General features: G+C 46.7%; 10 protein-coding genes and 2 pseudogenes. 8 read left to right on the plus strand and 4 right to left on the minus strand.

Translation table 11 applies throughout. The features are described 5' to 3' along the window. Positions 1–1,296 (plus strand): HlyD family secretion protein, encoded by a 1,296-nt coding sequence (locus tag BHV83_RS14385; RefSeq protein WP_044547477.1) that lies wholly within the window; start codon positions 1–3, stop codon positions 1,294–1,296. 55 nt (positions 1,297–1,351) lie between these two features. On the opposite strand, the pseudogene BHV83_RS14390 reads toward BHV83_RS14385, so the two are convergent. From BHV83_RS14390 to BHV83_RS14405, 4 genes and pseudogenes are all read right to left on the minus strand, one after another. Further along, positions 1,352–1,495 (minus strand): annotated as a pseudogene (locus BHV83_RS14390) (MFS transporter); the annotation flags it as partial. Between the two features lie 103 nt (positions 1,496–1,598). After that, a complete protein-coding gene (locus tag BHV83_RS14395; RefSeq protein ID WP_195283909.1) occupies positions 1,599–2,801 on the minus strand; it encodes an AGE family epimerase/isomerase in 1,203 nt (400 codons plus the stop codon). 3 nt (positions 2,802–2,804) lie between these two features. Continuing rightward, positions 2,805–3,722: a dihydrodipicolinate synthase family protein gene (locus BHV83_RS14400; RefSeq protein ID WP_008773239.1), complete on the minus strand. Its 918-nt coding sequence runs from the start codon at positions 3,720–3,722 to the stop codon at positions 2,805–2,807. Between the two features lie 141 nt (positions 3,723–3,863). Further along, complete coding sequence (locus BHV83_RS14405) at positions 3,864–5,072, minus strand: ROK family transcriptional regulator (protein ID WP_121962055.1); 1,209 nt, start codon at positions 5,070–5,072, stop codon at positions 3,864–3,866. A gap of 133 nt (positions 5,073–5,205) precedes the next feature. Between BHV83_RS14405 and BHV83_RS14410 the strand changes: the two are divergent. The 7 genes and pseudogenes from BHV83_RS14410 to BHV83_RS14440 form a co-directional block, all read left to right on the plus strand. Then, positions 5,206–6,324, plus strand: a pseudogene (locus BHV83_RS14410) (MFS transporter); the annotation flags it as partial. Positions 6,325–6,371: 47 nt separating this feature from the next. Further along, a complete protein-coding gene (locus BHV83_RS14415) occupies positions 6,372–9,647 on the plus strand; it encodes a SusC/RagA family TonB-linked outer membrane protein (RefSeq protein ID WP_122115116.1) in 3,276 nt (1,091 codons plus the stop codon). Positions 9,648–9,672: 25 nt separating this feature from the next. Beyond that, positions 9,673–11,238: a SusD family outer membrane lipoprotein NanU gene (gene nanU / locus BHV83_RS14420; protein WP_005863837.1), complete on the plus strand. Its 1,566-nt coding sequence runs from the start codon at positions 9,673–9,675 to the stop codon at positions 11,236–11,238. Between the two features lie 137 nt (positions 11,239–11,375). Beyond that, positions 11,376–12,998, plus strand: a complete 1,623-nt coding sequence (locus BHV83_RS14425) for a sialidase family protein (protein ID WP_005863836.1) — start codon at positions 11,376–11,378, stop codon at positions 12,996–12,998. Between the two features lie 11 nt (positions 12,999–13,009). After that, on the plus strand, positions 13,010–15,028 hold the full coding sequence (locus BHV83_RS14430) for a family 20 glycosylhydrolase (RefSeq protein WP_048926918.1): 2,019 nt from the start codon (positions 13,010–13,012) through the stop codon (positions 15,026–15,028). Positions 15,029–15,049: 21 nt separating this feature from the next. Next, positions 15,050–17,125 carry a GDSL-type esterase/lipase family protein gene (locus BHV83_RS14435; RefSeq protein ID WP_195283908.1) on the plus strand — a complete coding sequence of 692 codons (2,076 nt, stop codon included), beginning with the start codon at positions 15,050–15,052 and terminating at the stop codon, positions 17,123–17,125. Positions 17,126–17,128: 3 nt separating this feature from the next. Then, positions 17,129–18,319 carry a cyclically-permuted mutarotase family protein gene (locus BHV83_RS14440; RefSeq protein WP_122378765.1) on the plus strand — a complete coding sequence of 397 codons (1,191 nt, stop codon included), beginning with the start codon at positions 17,129–17,131 and terminating at the stop codon, positions 18,317–18,319. Positions 18,320–19,085 lie beyond the last annotated feature (766 nt).

Raw genomic sequence — 19,085 nt, forward strand, 5'->3', positions numbered from 1 at the left:
TTGGAGAAGAGAAATAAGGACATAGAACTGAGGAGCGAGGAGGTACAGGAGGTGATGGGGCAAGTGCCGGCCTGGATCGTACGGTGGGGGATAACGCTGTTATTCCTCGTGGTCGTGACATTGCTGGTGGGAAGCTGTTTCTTCAAATATCCTGACGTGATCACGGCAGACATGACATTGACGGGGCAACATCCCGCGACGGCGGTAGTGACACGGGCGGCGGGAAAGATACAGGAGCTGCTCGTCAGGGATAATCGCCCGGTAAGGCAGGGGGATTGGCTGGCGGTCATAGAGAATCACGCCGACACGGACGATGCCATCTATCTGGATAAGGCGTTGGAACGATCCGGAAGCGACGTGGATAGCTTGGACAAGGCATTATCAAAGTACAAGGAGCTATCGCTGGGTGATATGCAAGCGGCTTACTCGGGACTACTCTCGGCGCTCCATGCCTGCATCAATTACAGGGAGATCGATTATTATCCGCAAAAAATGACCTCCATCCGCAAACAGATAGCGTTGTATAAGGCTTACTATAACGAGACCGAACGGCAGCGGAAGACCCTCTCGGAGCAATTCGCCTTGACAAGGCGGCAATACGCCCGGGATTCATTATTGTATAGCCGGTCCGTGATTTCCTCCTACGAGCATGAGACCGCACGGGCTTCCCTGCTGCAAAGCCGTTATTCGCTGGAAGGGGCGGCAGCCTCGGCCGAGAATCTCCGGATACAGATCGGGGAGCAAGAGCAATCCTTGCTGGATCTGACGCTGGAGCGGAGCGAGAAAGAATTTACGCTACGGCAGGAATTACAGACCGCCCGGGAACAATTGCTGAACAGCATGAACGAGTGGAGGTTACGTTATTGCCTCATCGCCCCGGTAGGGGGTGTCGTAACTTTCACTAAGTACTGGAATGAGAACCAGTATATCCCATCCGGAGAGGTGGCTTTCACCGTCGTGCCGCAAGGCGAGGGCCGGCTGGTGGGGAAGGTGCGCATACCGATAGCACGCTCGGGAAAAGTCCGGAGAGGCCAGCGGGCGATCGTCCGTTTCTCCAATTTCCCGGATCAGGAGTTTGGAGTGGTAAATGGCGTGGTATCGAATATCTCATTGGTCCCCACCGACGAGTACTATACGGCGGATATCGATTTTCCAGAGGGTCTGAGAACCAATTACGGTATCGACCTGCCCGTCTCGCCCGAGACGCAAGCCTCCGCGGAGATCGTAACGGAAGAATTACGCCTGATCGAACGATTCTTCCTCCCGATCAAACGGATCGTGAAAGAAGGATTTTAGTGTAATATTATCCTTTCTTTCCTATGCGTTTATCACAGATGTCACGAGTGACAGAGTTCGCCGCAGACTCTAGTTCCACGATATCCACCATCATAGCTGATTTCATGGTTGATAGCATCTGGCGATCCATATAGTTCAGTAAGGCGACAACCCATAGTAAACCGACTACGATCCAAGGATATAATTTCTTATTTTTCATTTGATTGAGGAAAATAAAAAGGAAAACAAAGCCTTAGAAACATTAGGAGCCACGGTTGTGACCCCTGATGTCAATTGACCAATTTTCAGTATTTTAGATAAAGTTATTTAGAAAGAATTTCGTCGCAGAGTAAACTACATTTGAGAAGCATTCTAGGAATGTGGAACGGACCTTTGAATAGATTGCCTTTGGCAGATTGAGAGACACTACCATCGAAGTGTAGGTAGCCATACCATTCCCCATATTCTTTGTCGGGGAGATGATTAAATGTGTAATCGTTTATTAGTTTGTGCATTTCGAGATATTTGGCGTCGCCAGTCGCTTGGTAGGCGTAAAGCGTAGCGATAACCGCCTCGCATTGTGGCCACCAAAACTTCATGTCGTGCCAATACTCTTGGGGAGGGAAGTTTTTGCAATCCTTGAAATAGTTGATTCCGCCGTACGTCTTATCCCAGCCCCAGTCCCAAGACCAGTTGAGGATTTGTAAACCCATCTCTTTCAGTTGGGGGTCCCATCCTCGGTATTTGGCCTCTTCCAAGATAAACCATGCGGTCTCGATGGAGTGGCCGGGATTGATGGTACGCCCGGCGATAGAGTCGATAAACTCACCGTTGGGTCCTACTGTCTCCAAGATAGCCTTGAATTCGGGATGCATGAAATCACGGCGTAACTCGGCTATGGAATCATCGATTTGTTGTGTAAGTATGGGATCGTTTATGGCCTCACGGATGCGTGCCGCCGTATCGATCAGTATCATGCAGAAAGAATGGCCTTTCGCCACGAGACCTTCACGAAATTTAGGCTCCAATAATCCCGGGGTATTCTTATAGTGCAATACTTGCTTGAATAAGTTCACGGCCTTCTCGGCATAGCCTTTGTCACCTGATGCCAATGCATAGTGGGCCATGGCGATCGCTGCGAAAGTCTCGGAGAATACGTAACGGCGTTTACGTACAGGGATGCCTGCCGCTGTTACCTCGAAGAACATACGTCCGTCCGTATCAAAACAATGTTTCTCGATGAAATCGATACCGTTTTTACAGGCTCTCAGCCATTCTTCGTTCTTCTCAATGTGATTATAGGCATATGCCAAGATAAAGGCGAATCGTCCTTGGAACCAAACGGATTTAGTAGAGTCCATCAGAGTACCATCCCGGTCTACGCAAGTAAAGTAACCGCCGTTCTCTTTGTCCAGTCCGTATTTCATCCAAAAAGGAAGAATATTGGAAAGAAGCTCATTCCGATAGGTCTTGCCCCAATAAGCTAGATATTCCGATGGATTAGATAAATTGTCAAACGCTGCCATACCTTAGAATTTATTACATCTTTCAAAGAAATTGATAGCCTCTAATTCCGCTTTCATCGCGGCCTCTTCTTCGTCCGTCATATTCCGGAACGGGGTACGGTTCTTGCCGAGATCTAATCCGATCAATTTCATGATGCGTTTTCCTCCGACGATATTACCACGGTAATTGCAGATAACGTTAATAACCTCCTGAGAGAAGTTTTGTCTCTCGCGAGCTGTCTCTAAGTCACCGGCTGCCCAAGCCTCTAGGATACCGGTTAATTCTTTTCCGTTATAGTTTGTGGTACCACCGATACCTCCTTGCGCTCCACCCATCGCAAGGCAAGGAAGAATCGTTTCATCCTGTCCGTGCAACATGTCGAATTTACCATCCTTGTATAAACGACATTGATTGTATTCGTATAAGCTCTCGTATGTATATTTGATACCGGCGAAATTAGGGATACGCCCGTCTACTGCTTTTAAGAAATCCAGCATAGGGAGGAAAGCGTTGTTAAACGCAGGGATATGATAGTAGTAAAACGGTAAGGCAGGAGCGCCGCAAGCGATCTCCTCGCAGTACTTTACCAATTCCTCAATTCGACCGATACGAGGGAAAGGGGTAGCCATAGCGCCAATACCCCAAGCGCCGATCTTTTGAGCATGTTCCGCTAAATTACGACTAGACTTAACGCATGTGCTACCTACGTGCACAATTACCTTAAAGCCTTCCGGAGCTGCTTCCATCCATTTCTCGGCCAATTTCATGCGTTCTTCCTCTGTCAGCATATAACCTTCTCCGGAAGAACCATTGATGAACACGCCTTTCAGTCCGTTTTTCACAAGAAGTTTCGCATAAGCTTCAATTGGCTCGTAATTAACTTCCCCGTTCTCATGGAACGGAGTGAAGGGAGCATCGATCAGTCCTTTAATTTTATCCATACCTGCGTTATTTTTATGAGTTTTAACCTCTGATTTTAATTACGATGCAAATATAAATAAAATATTTTAATAATAAACCAATATTTTATCAAGAAAATGAAATAATTATTTGATTTTTATTTAATTCCTTTGAAATGGTTGTTAAATCATACCTAGAATTTTAGATCGAGATAGCAGGCAGGCCCCTAATATGCCCGCTCTTTCACCTAATTTGGATACTTTGATCTGTGTATCACGGGTTACCAAGTTTAAAGAGTACTTCCTAACGGCACTTTTAATAGGTAGACTTAAATATTCTCCCGTTTGCGACAAGGGCCCACCCAGTACGACCAGTTCTGGATTGAAAATGTTCATCAATCCTGCTATTCCTTTACCTAGATTAAAACCGATCTCCTCCAGTATCTCAATAGATAGCATATCCTCTTTGTGAATAGCGTCGATCAAGTCAGAGAGTCCGATGTATTCCCCGGCATCGATTTTACTGGCCAATATGGTGTTGCTACCCTCTTTATACCGCTCAAGGAGGGTACGGTATAGGGCAGAACCGGAAGCTCCAGTCTCGAGGCATCCTTTTTTACCGCAATGGCAAAGAATCTCATTCTCGAAGAAGCTGAAGTGCCCAAATTCTCCGGAGAAGCCTGATTTCCCGAAATAAACCTTGCCGTCTATGATGATACCGATACCTAATCCCCAAGATATATTGATGAATAGGATATTTTTTTCTCCTTTTACGACTCCTTGAAGATATTCGCCGTAAGCCATGGAACGGGTGTCATTCTCTATATAGATCTTTATATGTAGTTTTTCCTCAAGGATTTGAGACAAGGGCTTCTCCTCAAAGTAAAAAATGCTATAGCTATATCCGGCGAAAGGATTTACCCGTCCGGATATATTAATGCCAATGCTTAATATCTTTTCCCTTGGGATCGGCAACGAGTTTATAAATTCATTGATACATTCGCAAAGATGGTCTAAAGCGGCTGGTGTGTTTTCGAGTGTATAAGGGATATTCTGCTCAATGCGGATCTTATCTCCCTTAAAATCTAATATGGCTAGATTCAGTTGATCTTTCAGTATATCTACGCCCACAAAATAGCCGGATGCGGGATTGAGCCCGTAAATACTAGGCTTACGCCCTCCGCTAGTCTCTTGTTTTCCAAAGTCGAGTATATAACCGTCCTCTTGTAATTCGCTAATTAGCTTGGTGACGGTGGGGATACTGAGATTCATTTCTTTACATACCTCCGCTATAGTAGCGTCTCCATTGGCCATATAATAATGTATGATCTTCTTTTTCAGAAGGCCACTACGAGTATTGTCATCGGACGAGAGCAAGAACTTAGTTGTCATGGTTATACCTTTATTGAGTGATTAGGGCAAAGGTACAATAAGTTTTTTCAAAAACTAAGCGTAATAAAATAAAATTTTTTCATAAGGAGCTATCTTAATTGTAAGAATTTGTAATAGAAGTTGAATGACATAGTCTGCGGCGAACTTCGGACGTTTGATGGCAGTCTTCCTCTGGATCTACGGATTCATGAGCCCTGTAGCCGGTATGGTGGCAGACAGGGTAAACAGGAAGTGGCTAATCGTGGGTAGCTTATTTGTCTGGTCCTTCGTGACTTTGATGATGGGGTATTGCACGGATTTCAATCAGATCTATTACCTACGTGCCTTGATGGGGGTCAGTGAGGCCCTGTATATTCCTGCCGGATTATCGCTTATCACAGATTATCACCAAGAGAAAACACGGTCATTAGCCGTAGGTATCCATATGACAGGTCTATACGTAGGCCAAGCCTTGGGAGGATTCGGAGCTACGGTGGCCAGCGCTTATACGTGGGAAACGACTTTCCATTGGTTTGGTATCATCGGCATCGCTTATAGCGTGGTCTTGATCATCTTCTTACACGATAAGAAAGATCATGTCGAACAAGCCGTAAAACTGGAAAATTATCCGAAAGAGAATCCGATTTCCGGTGCGTTTAAAGGATTAGGGATGTTATTCACGAACATCGCTTTTTGGATCATTCTTCTTTATTTCGCCACGCCGAGCTTACCGGGTTGGGCGACAAAGAACTGGCTCCCTACCCTATTCGCTGAAAATCTCTCGTTGGATATGTCCGAGGCCGGTCCGTTATCTACATTCACGATCGCTATCTCTTCCTTTATAGGGGTAATCGCCGGAGGTATTTTATCCGATAAATGGATCCAGCGGAATGTCCGGGGACGTGTATACACAGGCGCCATTGGTTTGGCATTAACGATACCCTCTCTCCTATTACTAGGATTTGGGCACAACTTCCCGATGATTATCGGCGGTGGTCTTTGCTTCGGTATCGGTTATGGTATATTCGACGCCAATAATATGCCTATCCTTTGCCAATTCATCTCCCCCCGTTATCGGGCTACAGCCTATGGAATTATGAATATGACCGGTGTATTTGCCGGAGCCGCCATCACGGATATACTAGGAAAATCTACCGACGCTGGTAATCTTGGCCATGACTTCGCCATGCTAGCCGGATTGGTACTCATCGCACTTTTAATCCAAGTGATCTTCTTACGTCCGAAAGTCGCTAATATGACCGACGAATGCTAATTAATCTCATCCAATAAACTAAATAAACAACAAAAAAGTAATTCATTATGAAGAAGAATCTACTGCTCTTAATGCTTGCGCTCCTACTTCCGGCATTTATGTACGGACAAGAGCAGACAGTCTCCGGAACAGTGCTGGATACCTACAACATGGGTGTCCCCGGTGCGTCTATCGTTGAAAAAGGCACGACAAATGGAACGATTACCGATTTCGACGGTAATTACACTCTCACCGTATCCAACAAGAACGCCACATTAGTATTTTCTTTCATTGGGTACAAGACACAAGAAGTTCCAGTAGCCGGAAAGGCCAAAGTAGACGTGATCCTACAAGAAAACGCCGAACAGCTAGACGAAGTAGTGGTAACCGGTTACGGTGGCTCACAAAAGAGAGCGACCTTGACAACCTCTATCTCTAAATTGGATAACGCCGTACTGGAAAATGCAGCTATGGCCAATGCCGGACAATCTTTACAAGGTACGGTTTCCGGTTTACGCGTAGTAAACATAAGTGGCCAGCCGGGTAAAGACCCCAATATCGTACTTCGTGGTGGAGCTACCATGACCGGAAAAGACAATGGAGCTTTGGTAGTGGTAGACGGTATCGTTCGTAACTCTTTGGCAGATATCAACCCTTCAGATATCGAGTCCATCCAAGTATTAAAAGATGCTGCCTCAACGGCCATTTATGGAGCACGTGCGAATGGCGGTGTAATCCTTGTCACGACCAAACGGGGAAAAGAAGGCGTAGCTTCCGTTTCCTATAAATTTAAAGGAGGAGCAAACTTCGCCCGTACAGGATATGATTACTTGAACGCAGAGGACTATATCTATTATAATCGCTTAGGATACAAGCGAACCGGACGTTCGGGTATCGATAACCAAATGGGCTATGGAGTTGGTAACGATTTATTCGACATTCGCTATCTAGATGACACGACGAAAGGTCTGTTAAACGAAGGTTGGCAACAAATGACAGATCCCAATGATCCTACAAAGCAACTTTTATTTAAGGATTATTCAGGCCAATTGAAAGATGCAGCTTTCAAAGACCCCTCATTCACGCAAGATCATTATTTGAACATTACAGGCGGTAACGATAAGGGTACTTTCGCTGCTAGTTTAGGTTATTACAAAGAAGATGGTTTGATCAAAGGTACTAGTTACGAACGCTTCTCCGGAACGTTAAACGGTTCCTATAAAATATTCCCGATCTTAACTGTAAACGGCGGGGCGACTTACACTTGGTCTCGTACGCCGGGATTATGGATCGGTCAATACGAGTTCTTCTATCGTACGATGAGCCAACGCCCAACTTGGAACCCCTATATGGAAGATGGATCTCCCGCTTCCGGTTTCGGTACCGGTGATGGTAATCCTCTTTACTACAAGGACAAGCTAACGAATACAAATGGAATCCGTCGTTCAACATACAACATAGGTTTCGATTTGCAAATCATTCCCGAGAAATTAGTATTAAAGGCTAATAGCGCTTTGTATCACGTAGATAATCAAACGGATAAATTTGATAAAGCCTATCAACAACAGAACTCTAGCACACCGAACCTAACGCGCCAGGCTGAAGCGAAATATGTAAAGGAAAATCAACAGCAACATAGTGTGACCTTGACATATTCTGATAGTTTCAAGGACAAGCACAATTTGGAAGCCATGGTCGGCGGTGAGTATTTCAATTGGCATCAATATACGTTAAACGCCAAGACTCAAAATTCACCTTCGGATGATATCCCAACCTTGAACGCAGGAAGTAACCGTACGTATTCATACAGTTACAAACAAGGCTATCGTATCCTTTCCGGCTTCGCTCGTGTAAACTATAACTACAACCTCAAATATCTGTTGTCTGTTGTAGCTCGTTATGATGGTATCTCCAAACTGAGCGACCACCGTTGGGGTTTCTTCCCGGGTGTCTCCGCAGGTTGGAACATCATGGAGGAAGATTTCTTCAAGGACTCCAAATTAGCGGATATTATCTCGAACCTGAAACCACGTGTCAGCTATGGTGTAAACGGTAATGTAAACGGATTAGGCTATTATGACGTATACGGTAGTTACGGACAAAAAGACAAAGACGGAAATATCATAACAAACTACAACAATTCCGTTGGTTTTTACAATGACCAATTGGTTAATAGCGGTTTACGTTGGGAGCAAAGTAAGTCTTTCGAAGTAGGTCTGGATATAGGTTTCTTCAATAACCGCTTAAGCTTTATCTTAGACTATTATAACCGTACGACTTCCGATTTGTTGACTGATCTGGATTTGCCTAATTACACGGGATTCAAAAGTATCAAAACCAACTTAGGAACACTGCGTAACCAAGGTTTTGAGATGGAGGTAAAAGCTAACATCTTAAATAATGTAGGAGGTTTCAGTTGGGACGTAACAGCTAACTTATCTACGGTAGCCAACAAGATCATCAAGCTTCCGGCAAACGGAAACGAGAACAACCGCCAAGGTGGATACCAAGTATGGGATCCGAAAAAAGGCGAAGTCGTTTGGGTTGGCGGAAAACAAGAAGGAGGAAAGCTGGGTGACTTGTTCGCATTCAAGCAAGATCACATTTTCAAAGATTGGGATGACGTAAAAGCAAACGCAAATAATCGTTATGACGCCATTGGTGAATTATATGGTCCAGCGGCATGGGAAGCCCTGAAAGACAAAACCGGAAAACAACAAATCGAGCCGGGTGACGTATGTTGGGCCGATTTGAATGGTGACGGTGTCATCAACAATCTAGACCGTGTGAAGGTAGGCAATATCTTCCCGAACGTAACAGGAGGTTTCTCTACCACCGTTTCTTACAAGGATTTCTCTTTATACGCCCGTTTCGACTACGCATTAGGCCATACATTGTATAACGACTTGGCCGCACGCTCTATCGGACAATACCAAGGTTCATTTAACATCATCGACATGGTTAAACAAAGCTGGTCTGAAGAGAACACGAATACGGATATCCCGAAATTCTACTATGCGGATCAATTGAGCAAAAAGAATATCACCCGCTCCAACAACGGACTTACGGCTGTAGATAACAACAGCTCACGATTCTATGAAAAGGGTGATTACTTGGCACTTCGCGAGATCACATTGACATGGAACTTACCGAAAAGATGGATCAATAAAGCGTTTATGTCAAACGCCTCTGTTTATGTCACCGGACAAAATCTGTGCTACTTTACCGGTTATTCCGGAGTATCACCAGAACCAGCCGTAGATACCTATTATGGTCAAGGCATCGACAATGGTAGATATCCGACTCCTAAGACTGTCCTTATGGGTGTATCTGTAACTTTCTAATTAACGCATAAAAATTAAACATCATATGAAAAAGATATTTATAACCTTTATGGTGGCTGTGTCCTTGTTGACATTCAATCGATGCACCTCGTTGGACATGGAGCCAGTCAGCAGTATTTCCGATGCTAACTATTGGAAATCATCGGACCAATTCAAGGCATTCAATACAGGTCTGCATTCCTTGCTTCGCTTACGTAGCTATAATATATTCGTACTGGGTGAACCACGTGCCGATATTTATGGCGACCAGCCTTTCGGAGGTGAAGCCACTCAAGGCGTAGAACGATATCCGTATAATACGATCAACGCTGAATTTACGGGCATCAGCAATTTTGGAGATTTCTATGAGACAATCAACCAATTAAACCTCATGATCCGTAAGACCAACGAGACTACCTTATTAGATGAAAATGAGAAGAACTACTTCTTAGGTGAAGCATATGGTATGCGTGCGTATATTTATTTCCATCTATTACGTTCATGGGGAGATGTAATTTTGGTAACCGAACCTACTCTAGGTAACGAACTGGATATCTCTCATTTGGAAAAAGCGGCGTCTCCAGCAAGTGAGGTCATGGACCAGATCAAGAAAGACATTGACGCTTCCGTCAATGCTTTCGGTAGTGATTATTCTTACAAATATGGAAAAGGCTACTGGTCTAAATCAGCCACATTGATACTAAAAGGTGAAGTTTATTTATGGAGTGGTCGCCAAATGGGTGGAGGTACAGGAGATTATTCTACCGCCAAGGCTGCTTTGCAAGATCTTCAACAAAACGGCAACCTAAAGCTACAGGATAAGTTTACTGATGTATTCGCCTATGGGAATAAGGAGAATAGCGAGATCATCTTCGCTTTCAAGAGTATCAAAGATGAATTCACCATGTGGAAAGATTATAATTGGCGAAACAACATGGTTCCGCAACGTGAATACATGGCAAACTATTGCGATGAATCAGGAACCCCATTCATGGAAATTCCGGGTTATAATTTCCACGGTTTAATGCGTTACCAAGTTAAGAAAGATCATTACTGGAAAACTTTCCGCGAAAATGATTCCCGTCTGACAGGAACCTTGAAAGCTGTTTATCAAAAACAGGAAGACGGAAGCATAAAGTACATCGCTCCATTCGCATACAAATTCCAAGGAACAACATTGGAGGGTAGCAACGAACGTAACTGGCTGGATGATTATCCTATTTACCGTTATGCCGATGCCCTGTTACTACTAGCCGAGGCTAAAGCTCTCTTAGGAGAAGATCCTTCCACGGAGATCAATGCCGTACGCGAGCGTGCTTACGGTTCTGAATATTTCAACGCACATAAAAACGAGGTCGCTTATCCGAATGACAAGGGAAGTTTCTATAACGATAACCCATTTGAGGGGGGCGATGAGAACGTGATGGAAGCTATATTGAAAGAACGGCTGCGCGAGTTCTTCTTCGAGGGCAAGCGTTGGTATGACTTGAGACGTTTCGGTAATCAATATGTCTTGAAATACACGACCGCACAAGAGTCCCGTCTTTTGTGGCCGATCAACGAGGATGCATTGACAAACAATCCCGCATTGAAACAGACTCCCGGATACTAATCGTACATAGGTTTAAGGCGATTGGATATAACTAGGTTTTTGGCACGAATTCCAAAGGGGCTTTGTTCATATGAATGAATATCGCTACCTTTGGAATTCACATATCTATTAATTTCAACCTACAAACAAAAAACATCATGAAAAAAACTTTCCTGTATTTCTGCCTTCTTTTCATCGTACAAACGGCTTTTGCGGCAGACAGTCTTTATGTGCGAGAGCAACAAATCCCCATCTTGATAGACCGGATCGACAATGTACTTTACGAGATGCGGATACCGGCCCAAAAAGGGGATGTATTAAACGAGATCACGATACAGATCGGAGACAATGTCAATCTGTCGGACATCCAAGCGATACGTCTATTTTATAGCGGAGTGGAAGCTCCATCCCGCAAAGGGGAACATTTCAGTCCCGTTACGTACATATCCAGCCATATACCGGGAAATACCCGTAAGGCTCTTGAATCTTATTCCGTACGGCAAGATGAGGTTACCGCCCCCTTGTCGCGCACGGTAAAACTAACCTCTAAACAACCGATGCTTAAAGGCATCAATTATTTCTGGGTAAGTATCCAGATGAAGCCAGAGACTTCCTTATTGGCAAAAGTAGCGACTACGATACCTAACGCCCAGATCAACAACAAACCGATCGACATCACTTGGAAAGGAAAGGTGGACGAACGCCATGTAGGTATCGGCGTACGCCAAGCCGGGGATGACGGATCGGCGGCCTTCCGCATCCCGGGATTAGTGACGACGAATAACGGAACATTACTCGGAGTCTACGATATTCGCTATAATAGCAGCGTGGACCTGCAAGAGAAAATCGATATCGGAGTAAGCCGCAGTACCGATAAGGGACAAACTTGGGAACCGATGCGAGTAGCCATGACTTTCAAACAAACGGATGGCCTGCCCCACGGACAAAACGGCGTGGGAGACCCATCGATCTTGGTAGACGAAAAGACCAATACGATCTGGGTAGTAGCCGCATGGACGCATGGTATGGGTAACGAACGGGCTTGGTGGAACTCCATGCCGGGAATGACACCGGACGAGACCGCCCAACTTATGCTCGTGAAAAGTGAGGACGATGGTAAGACGTGGAGCGAACCGATCAACATCACGTCTCAAGTAAAAGACCCGTCTTGGTATTTCCTATTGCAAGGCCCGGGACGAGGCATCACGATGCAAGACGGTACTTTGGTCTTCCCCATCCAGTTTATCGACGCTACCCGTGTGCCCAACGCCGGCATTATGTATAGCAAAGACCGCGGGAAAACATGGCACCTGCATAACTTAGCCCGCACGAATACCACGGAGGCGCAAGTTGCCGAGGTAGAGCCGGGCGTATTGATGCTAAATATGCGCGATAACCGGGGCGGTAGCCGTGCCGTAGCCACGACAAAAGATTTAGGCAAGACATGGACAGAGCATCCTTCCAGCCGCAGTGCCTTGCAGGAACCCGTTTGTATGGCCAGCTTGATCAAGGTAAACGCCAAAGACAACATCACCGGCAAAGACCTTTTACTCTTCTCCAACCCGAATACGACAAAAGGGCGTAATCATATCACGATCAAGGCGAGTCTGGACGGCGGACTTACTTGGCCTACGGAACATCAAGTCTTATTAGACGAGGCCGAGGGCTGGGGATATTCCTGTCTCTCCATGATCGATAAGGAAACGGTTGGAATCTTCTACGAGTCAAGCGTGGCGCATATGACCTTCCAAGCCATTAAGCTAACAGATCTTATTCCTTAGAGAAACAATCTATGAGATCAATACTGAATCTTATTCTTATTGTATATATAGGCATTTCCGGGTCTTTACAGGCCCGGAATCCTGTTTTATTGCCCTTGCCCCAAAAATACGTCCGGACAAACGCTTCGTTCCATCCGAAGGAAATCGCGGTTTCTTCCGAAGGGAAACTCCGTTCCATCCTAATGGAATTCTTGGAGGAGCTGCCGGTAAGCGTCCAACCGGACAGCCGATACAAGATAGAGGTTTCCTTGGTTGACAAATTGGACGGAATCCCCCTCAACTCCGAGGAGGCTTATCAACTAAGCGTCTCTTCCCGGGGCATAACCATCCGGGCAGTGTCCGAGCAAGGGGCTTATTGGGCGATACAGACCTTACGCCAACTGACCGAGCGACGAGGAAACCAATATTCCATCCAAGGTTGCGAGATCACCGACTGGCCTGCTTTCCGCATACGAGGATTCATGCAAGACGTAGGGCGGAGCTATATCTCCATGGAAGAACTGAAACGGGAGATCGAGGTACTTTCCCGCTACAAGATGAACGTATTTCATTGGCATCTCACGGAGAACCAAGCTTGGCGTCTGGAGAGCAAGATCTTTCCGATGCTGAACGACAGCTGCAATATGAGCCGTATGCCCGGAAAATATTACACGATCGAGGAGGCAAAGGAGCTGGTTCGCTTTTGCAAGGAGCATAACGTACTATTGATCCCGGAGATCGATATGCCGGGGCATAGCGACGCTTTCATCCGGGCGTTCCGTCATGATATGCAGGGCAAGGAGGGTATGGCGATCTTAAAACTATTGATGGATGAGGTTTGCGAGGTATTCGAGGAGGTTCCTTACTTACATATCGGTACGGACGAGGTAAAGTTTACCAATCCGAAGTTCGTACCCGAGATGGTCGCTTATATCCGTGCGAAAGGGAAACAAGTGATCTCTTGGAACCCGGGATGGAAGTACAAACCGGGTGAGATCGACATGGAGCAAATGTGGAGTTACCGGGGAAAAGCACGACCGGGCATTCCTGCGATCGACTCCCGTTTCCATTATATCAACCATTTTGATACGTTCGCCGACTTAATCGCCTTGTACACCAGCCGTATTTACAATGAACCGCAAGGAAGCCATGATTTGGCGGGTACGATCCTTGCCGTATGGCACGACCGGATCGTACAGCCGGAGGACAAATTGATCCGGGAGAATAATTTGTATCCGAATCTATTAGCGATCGCCGAACGTTCTTGGTTGGGCGGCGGCTATCAATATTTCGATAAGAACGGAACGATGCTGCCTATCGATCCCGATAACGAGGAGCATAAGGCATTTGTCGATTTTGAGCGGCGGATGTTATGGCATAAAGAACATCATTTCCAAGGATACCCGTTCGCCTACGTCAAGCAAACCAACGTGAGATGGCGTATCACCGACCCTTTCCCGAATGATGGGGAACTGACCCGCTCTTTCCCTCCGGAAAAGGCGCTTCAGACGCAATATACCTATGAAGGGAAAAGCTACGGCACGCACGACGCCATCGGTGCCGGAATCTACCTGCGCCATGTCTGGGGACCGCTGGTTCCCGGTGTCTATAAGGACCCGCAGCCGAATCATACCGCTTACGCATGGACTTGGATCTATTCGCCCAAGACGCAAGACGTAGGGGCGTGGATCGAATTCCAGAATTACGGGCGCTCGGAGATGGATCTTCCTCCCTCACAAGGGAAATGGGATTATAAAGAGAGCCGTATCTGGGTAAATGATCAAGAGATAACGCCCCCCGTATGGACCGCTACCCACCGGGAGAAGTCCAATGAGATCCCACTGGGGAACGAGAACTGCGTAAGCCGTAAACCAACCCCGGTCCATCTGGAAAAAGGCTGGAACAAGGTGTTCATGAAGCTTCCGGTCGGTACGTTCAATACCCCCGAGGTCCGTCTGGTGAAATGGATGTTTACGTTCGTTTGCGTCACCCCGGATGGAGAGAAAGCGGTGGAAGGACTGGTTTACTCTCCGGATAAACAACTTAAATAACGTCTAATTCGGTTGAATGAAATGAGAAAAATAATAGGAATCTTATCCATCTTCCTCGCTTTCGCATTTATGAGCCAAGCGCAAAAGATCAAGGTGGCTTGCGTAGGTAATAGCGTGACCTACGGCTACGGAATCGAGAACCGGGAAACAAACTGCTACCCGGCCCAATTGCAACAGATGCTTGGAGATGCCTACGAAGTGGAGAACTTCGGGCATAGCGGGGCTACTTTATTAAACAAGGGATATCGTCCTTATACCCAACAAGAGGCGTATCAAAAGGCACTGAGGTTTGCCGGGGATTACGTGATCATCCATCTGGGATTGAACGATACGGACCCTCGGGCATGGCCGAATTACCGGGACGATTTCGTTCGGGATTATCTTTCCTTGATCGAATCTTTCCGGAAAGCCAATCCGAAATGCAAGGTATGGGTTTGCCGTATGACTCCGATATCTCACCGCCATCCTCGTTTTAAATCCGGTACAAGAGACTGGTACTGGATGGAGCAAGCGCTTATCGAAGAAATCGCCCGGATAGCCGGCGCGACCTTGGTCGATTTGCAGGAAGGATTATATGACCGTCCGGATCTATTGCCCGACGCATTGCATCCAAACGCTGAAGGTGCCGGTATCTTGGCCCGCACCGTTTATGGGGCGCTAACCGGCGATTACGGAGGATTACAGCTTCCTGCCATCTATTCGGACCGGATGGTCTTGCAACGGGATCAACCGCTTCCTATATCTGGCATCGCCAACCAAGGGGAGAAAGTAACCGTTACCCTCGCCGGACAAAGGAAGGAGACCGTAGCCGGTACGAACGGGAAATGGACTGTCACGCTCGATCCCTTACGGGTAAGCGGGAAATCCTATACCTTAACGGTTTCTACCCCCAGCCGCACGCTGAACTATCGGGATGTAGTAGCCGGGGAAGTCTGGCTATGCTCCGGACAATCCAACATGGCGTTCCGGGTAAACGAGAGCGTAAAGGAAGAACAACAGCAACAATTGGATTACGTGAAACAACACTCGCAAATCCGTTTATTCGACCTAAAGCCCCGCTGGGAGACCTACGCCGTGGAATGGGACGCTTCCGTACTGGATTCATTGAACCGCCTGCAATATTACCACGACGCCCAATGGGAAGTATGCGACACGCGGAATACCGCACGCTTCTCGGCCATAGGATTTGCCTTCGGGCGTATGCTGGCCGATAGCTTACAAGTACCCGTAGGATTGATATTGAACGCTGTTGGCGGCTCGCCTACGGAGGCATGGATCGACCGGAAAACACTGGAATTCGAGTTTCCGGATATCTTACAGGATTGGACGAAGAACGACTTTATCCAAGATTGGGTACGTGAACGGGCGGCCTTAAACATCAAACAAGCGTCCAACCCGCTCCAACGCCATCCGTATGAGCCTTGTTATCTGTTCGAGGCGGGTATCCAACCCCTTCATCGATATCCCATCAAAGGGATTATTTGGTACCAAGGAGAATCGAACGCCCATAATATGGAAGTACACGAACGATTATTCCCGTTATTGGTGAACAGCTGGCGCCAGAATTGGAACGCAGACCTGCCTTTCTACTATGTCCAACTATCCAGCATAGACCGCCCGAGTTGGACTTGGTTCAGGGACAGCCAACGCCGTCTGGCGCAAACCGTATCGAATACGGGTATGGCCGTTAGTAGCGATCGCGGGGATTCTTTAAACGTTCACCCTACCCGAAAAAAAGAGATTGGCGAACGACTGGCATATTGGGCCTTGAACAAGACCTACGGACATAACGTAATCCCATCCGGCCCTTTGTTCCGCAGCGCAACGTTTACCGATAACGCCGCCTATATCACTTTCGATTACGCAAAGGACTTGACAACTTCCGATGGGGACCCCATCCGTACATTCGAGGTCGCCGAGCAGGAAGGACTTTACTATCCGGCGCAAGCCGTGATAGAGAACGGGAAAGTAAAGGTGTGGAACGATCAAGTGACTCACCCGAAGCTGGTACGCTACGGCTGGCAACCCTTCACGAGAGCGAATCTTGTAAACGAGGCGGGCATGCCGGCCTCTACGTTCCGGGCAATAAAAGAATAAGCTATGCATAATAAACAACAAATCACCGGCTGGTTGTTCCTCCTGCTACTCTGCGTAGCGGGATGCGGCCAGCCTGTATCTAAAAAACAGAACACCATGATAAACTGGACAAAATTACCGGATCTACCGGGAGCAGCCGATACGGCTTCCCTTGGCGTTTCTGCCCCGTTCGCCGGCATCCATAACGGCGTATTGATCGTTGCCGGAGGTTGCAACTTTCCGGACAAACCCGTCACCGAGGGAGGAGCCAAGCGATATTATAGCGAGATATTCGTCCTTCTTCCTGAAGGCTGGAAAGAGATCGGCCGACTGCCTCGTCCCGTCGCCTACGGCGCTACGGTTTCCACCCCGGAAGGTATCGTTTGCATCGGAGGAAACAACAGTGATTCTTCCTTGGTAGAGGTCTCCCGCATCTCCTATAACCCCACGAAAGGAGAGGTAGCGGTTTGCGCCTTACCCTCCTTACCGTCTCCAATGGATAATCTCTCGGCCGCTTTTACCGGACAGGAGATTTACGTAGCAGGGGGAAATGAGAACGGACAGCCCTGCCATACCTTCTTACGCCTCAACCTAGCGAATATCGAAAAGGGATGGGAACAACTACCGGACTTCCCGGGAGCAGCCCGTGTACAGCCGGTATTAGCGACCGGAGAAAGTCCCAACGGCACACGTATCTATCTAGCCGGAGGCTTCCAGCCCATCCTAAACGAAGAGGAACCGATCGTCCCAACGGATGTATTGGTATTCGACCCGGCAACTTTTACCTGGCAACGAGAGACCGTTCTTCCCCCGTTTAAGGACGGAACGAACCGTACCCTAACAGGAGGCTGTGCCGTGACTTTCCAAACGGATAAAATCTTATTTATGGGAGGTGTGAACTACGATTGTTTCCTAGCCGCCATCGCCCGACCGATCCATTTAGCGAAAGCGGAGGCGGCGCGAGATTCAGCGGCCATTACCCGCCTGCAAGCCGAAGCCAAGGCCTATATGCACCATCCGGTAGAATGGTACCGATTCAATACCACCTTACTTCAATACGACCTATCCACGAAAGCATGGAGCGATCTGGGCGAATATGAGCAGTTGGCCCGTGCCGGAGCGGGAGCGGTTATCCAAGATGGCCGGTTAACTATCATCAACGGAGAATTGAAACCGGGTATCCGCACGCCGCAAGTGAATCAAGCGAAATTATAATAGGGATTTAGTGGGATCGCTGGTAAGTTTGCCAACGATCCCTGTTTACTTTTTCCACCCGATTTTAAGTATCCGGAGTCTATTTAGAGCATACGTATCCCAAGGTAAATCCTAGACAATAAGCACGTAAATAATGTTCTTATATAAATCATTGAACATAAACACCTTAAAAAGACAATTATACTTTCCGCGAAACACGTACGTGTTTTTGGAAAAAGTCGTACATGTTTTTCGGGAAACACGTACATGTTTTTACTGAATCACACGACAGGAAACAAGAGCGTATATGGAAATATACAATAAGCCTACCTTAAAAATAAGTATACGATAACCTACACATCCGGATACGCCTCAAATTGCAGCACATTATTGGCCATGATGGGAAAAGAAGATATCGCAATCATAGATATGCACTCCTCTCTATAAAGGGCTTACCCAAACCGATTACGAATGCCAAGAGGGTGACAGTGGGGATGCATGCATGAAGGAGGGGGCTATTCCACCTTTACCTATAATAAATATATAGGCTACTATTGGCCTGCATCAGTCAAGATCGTTTTCGTTTCTCCCTCGGCTAGATACGGGCTCTCGTTTGCTATTAAATTTCCTGTTCCAAATCATGTACGCTCATCAATCTGATGGAAAAGCACATCTTCATTCCTAAGTGCTTCTTTAAAACGACTAGCTTAAACCATCGTTTATATTAGCCAAAAAGTTTGTTTGATGAAGTATTGGTAAAAGATGAATCTCTTATTTTGTGAAAGTG

It is taken from the genome of Parabacteroides sp. merdae-related_45_40 (assembly GCF_001915675.1).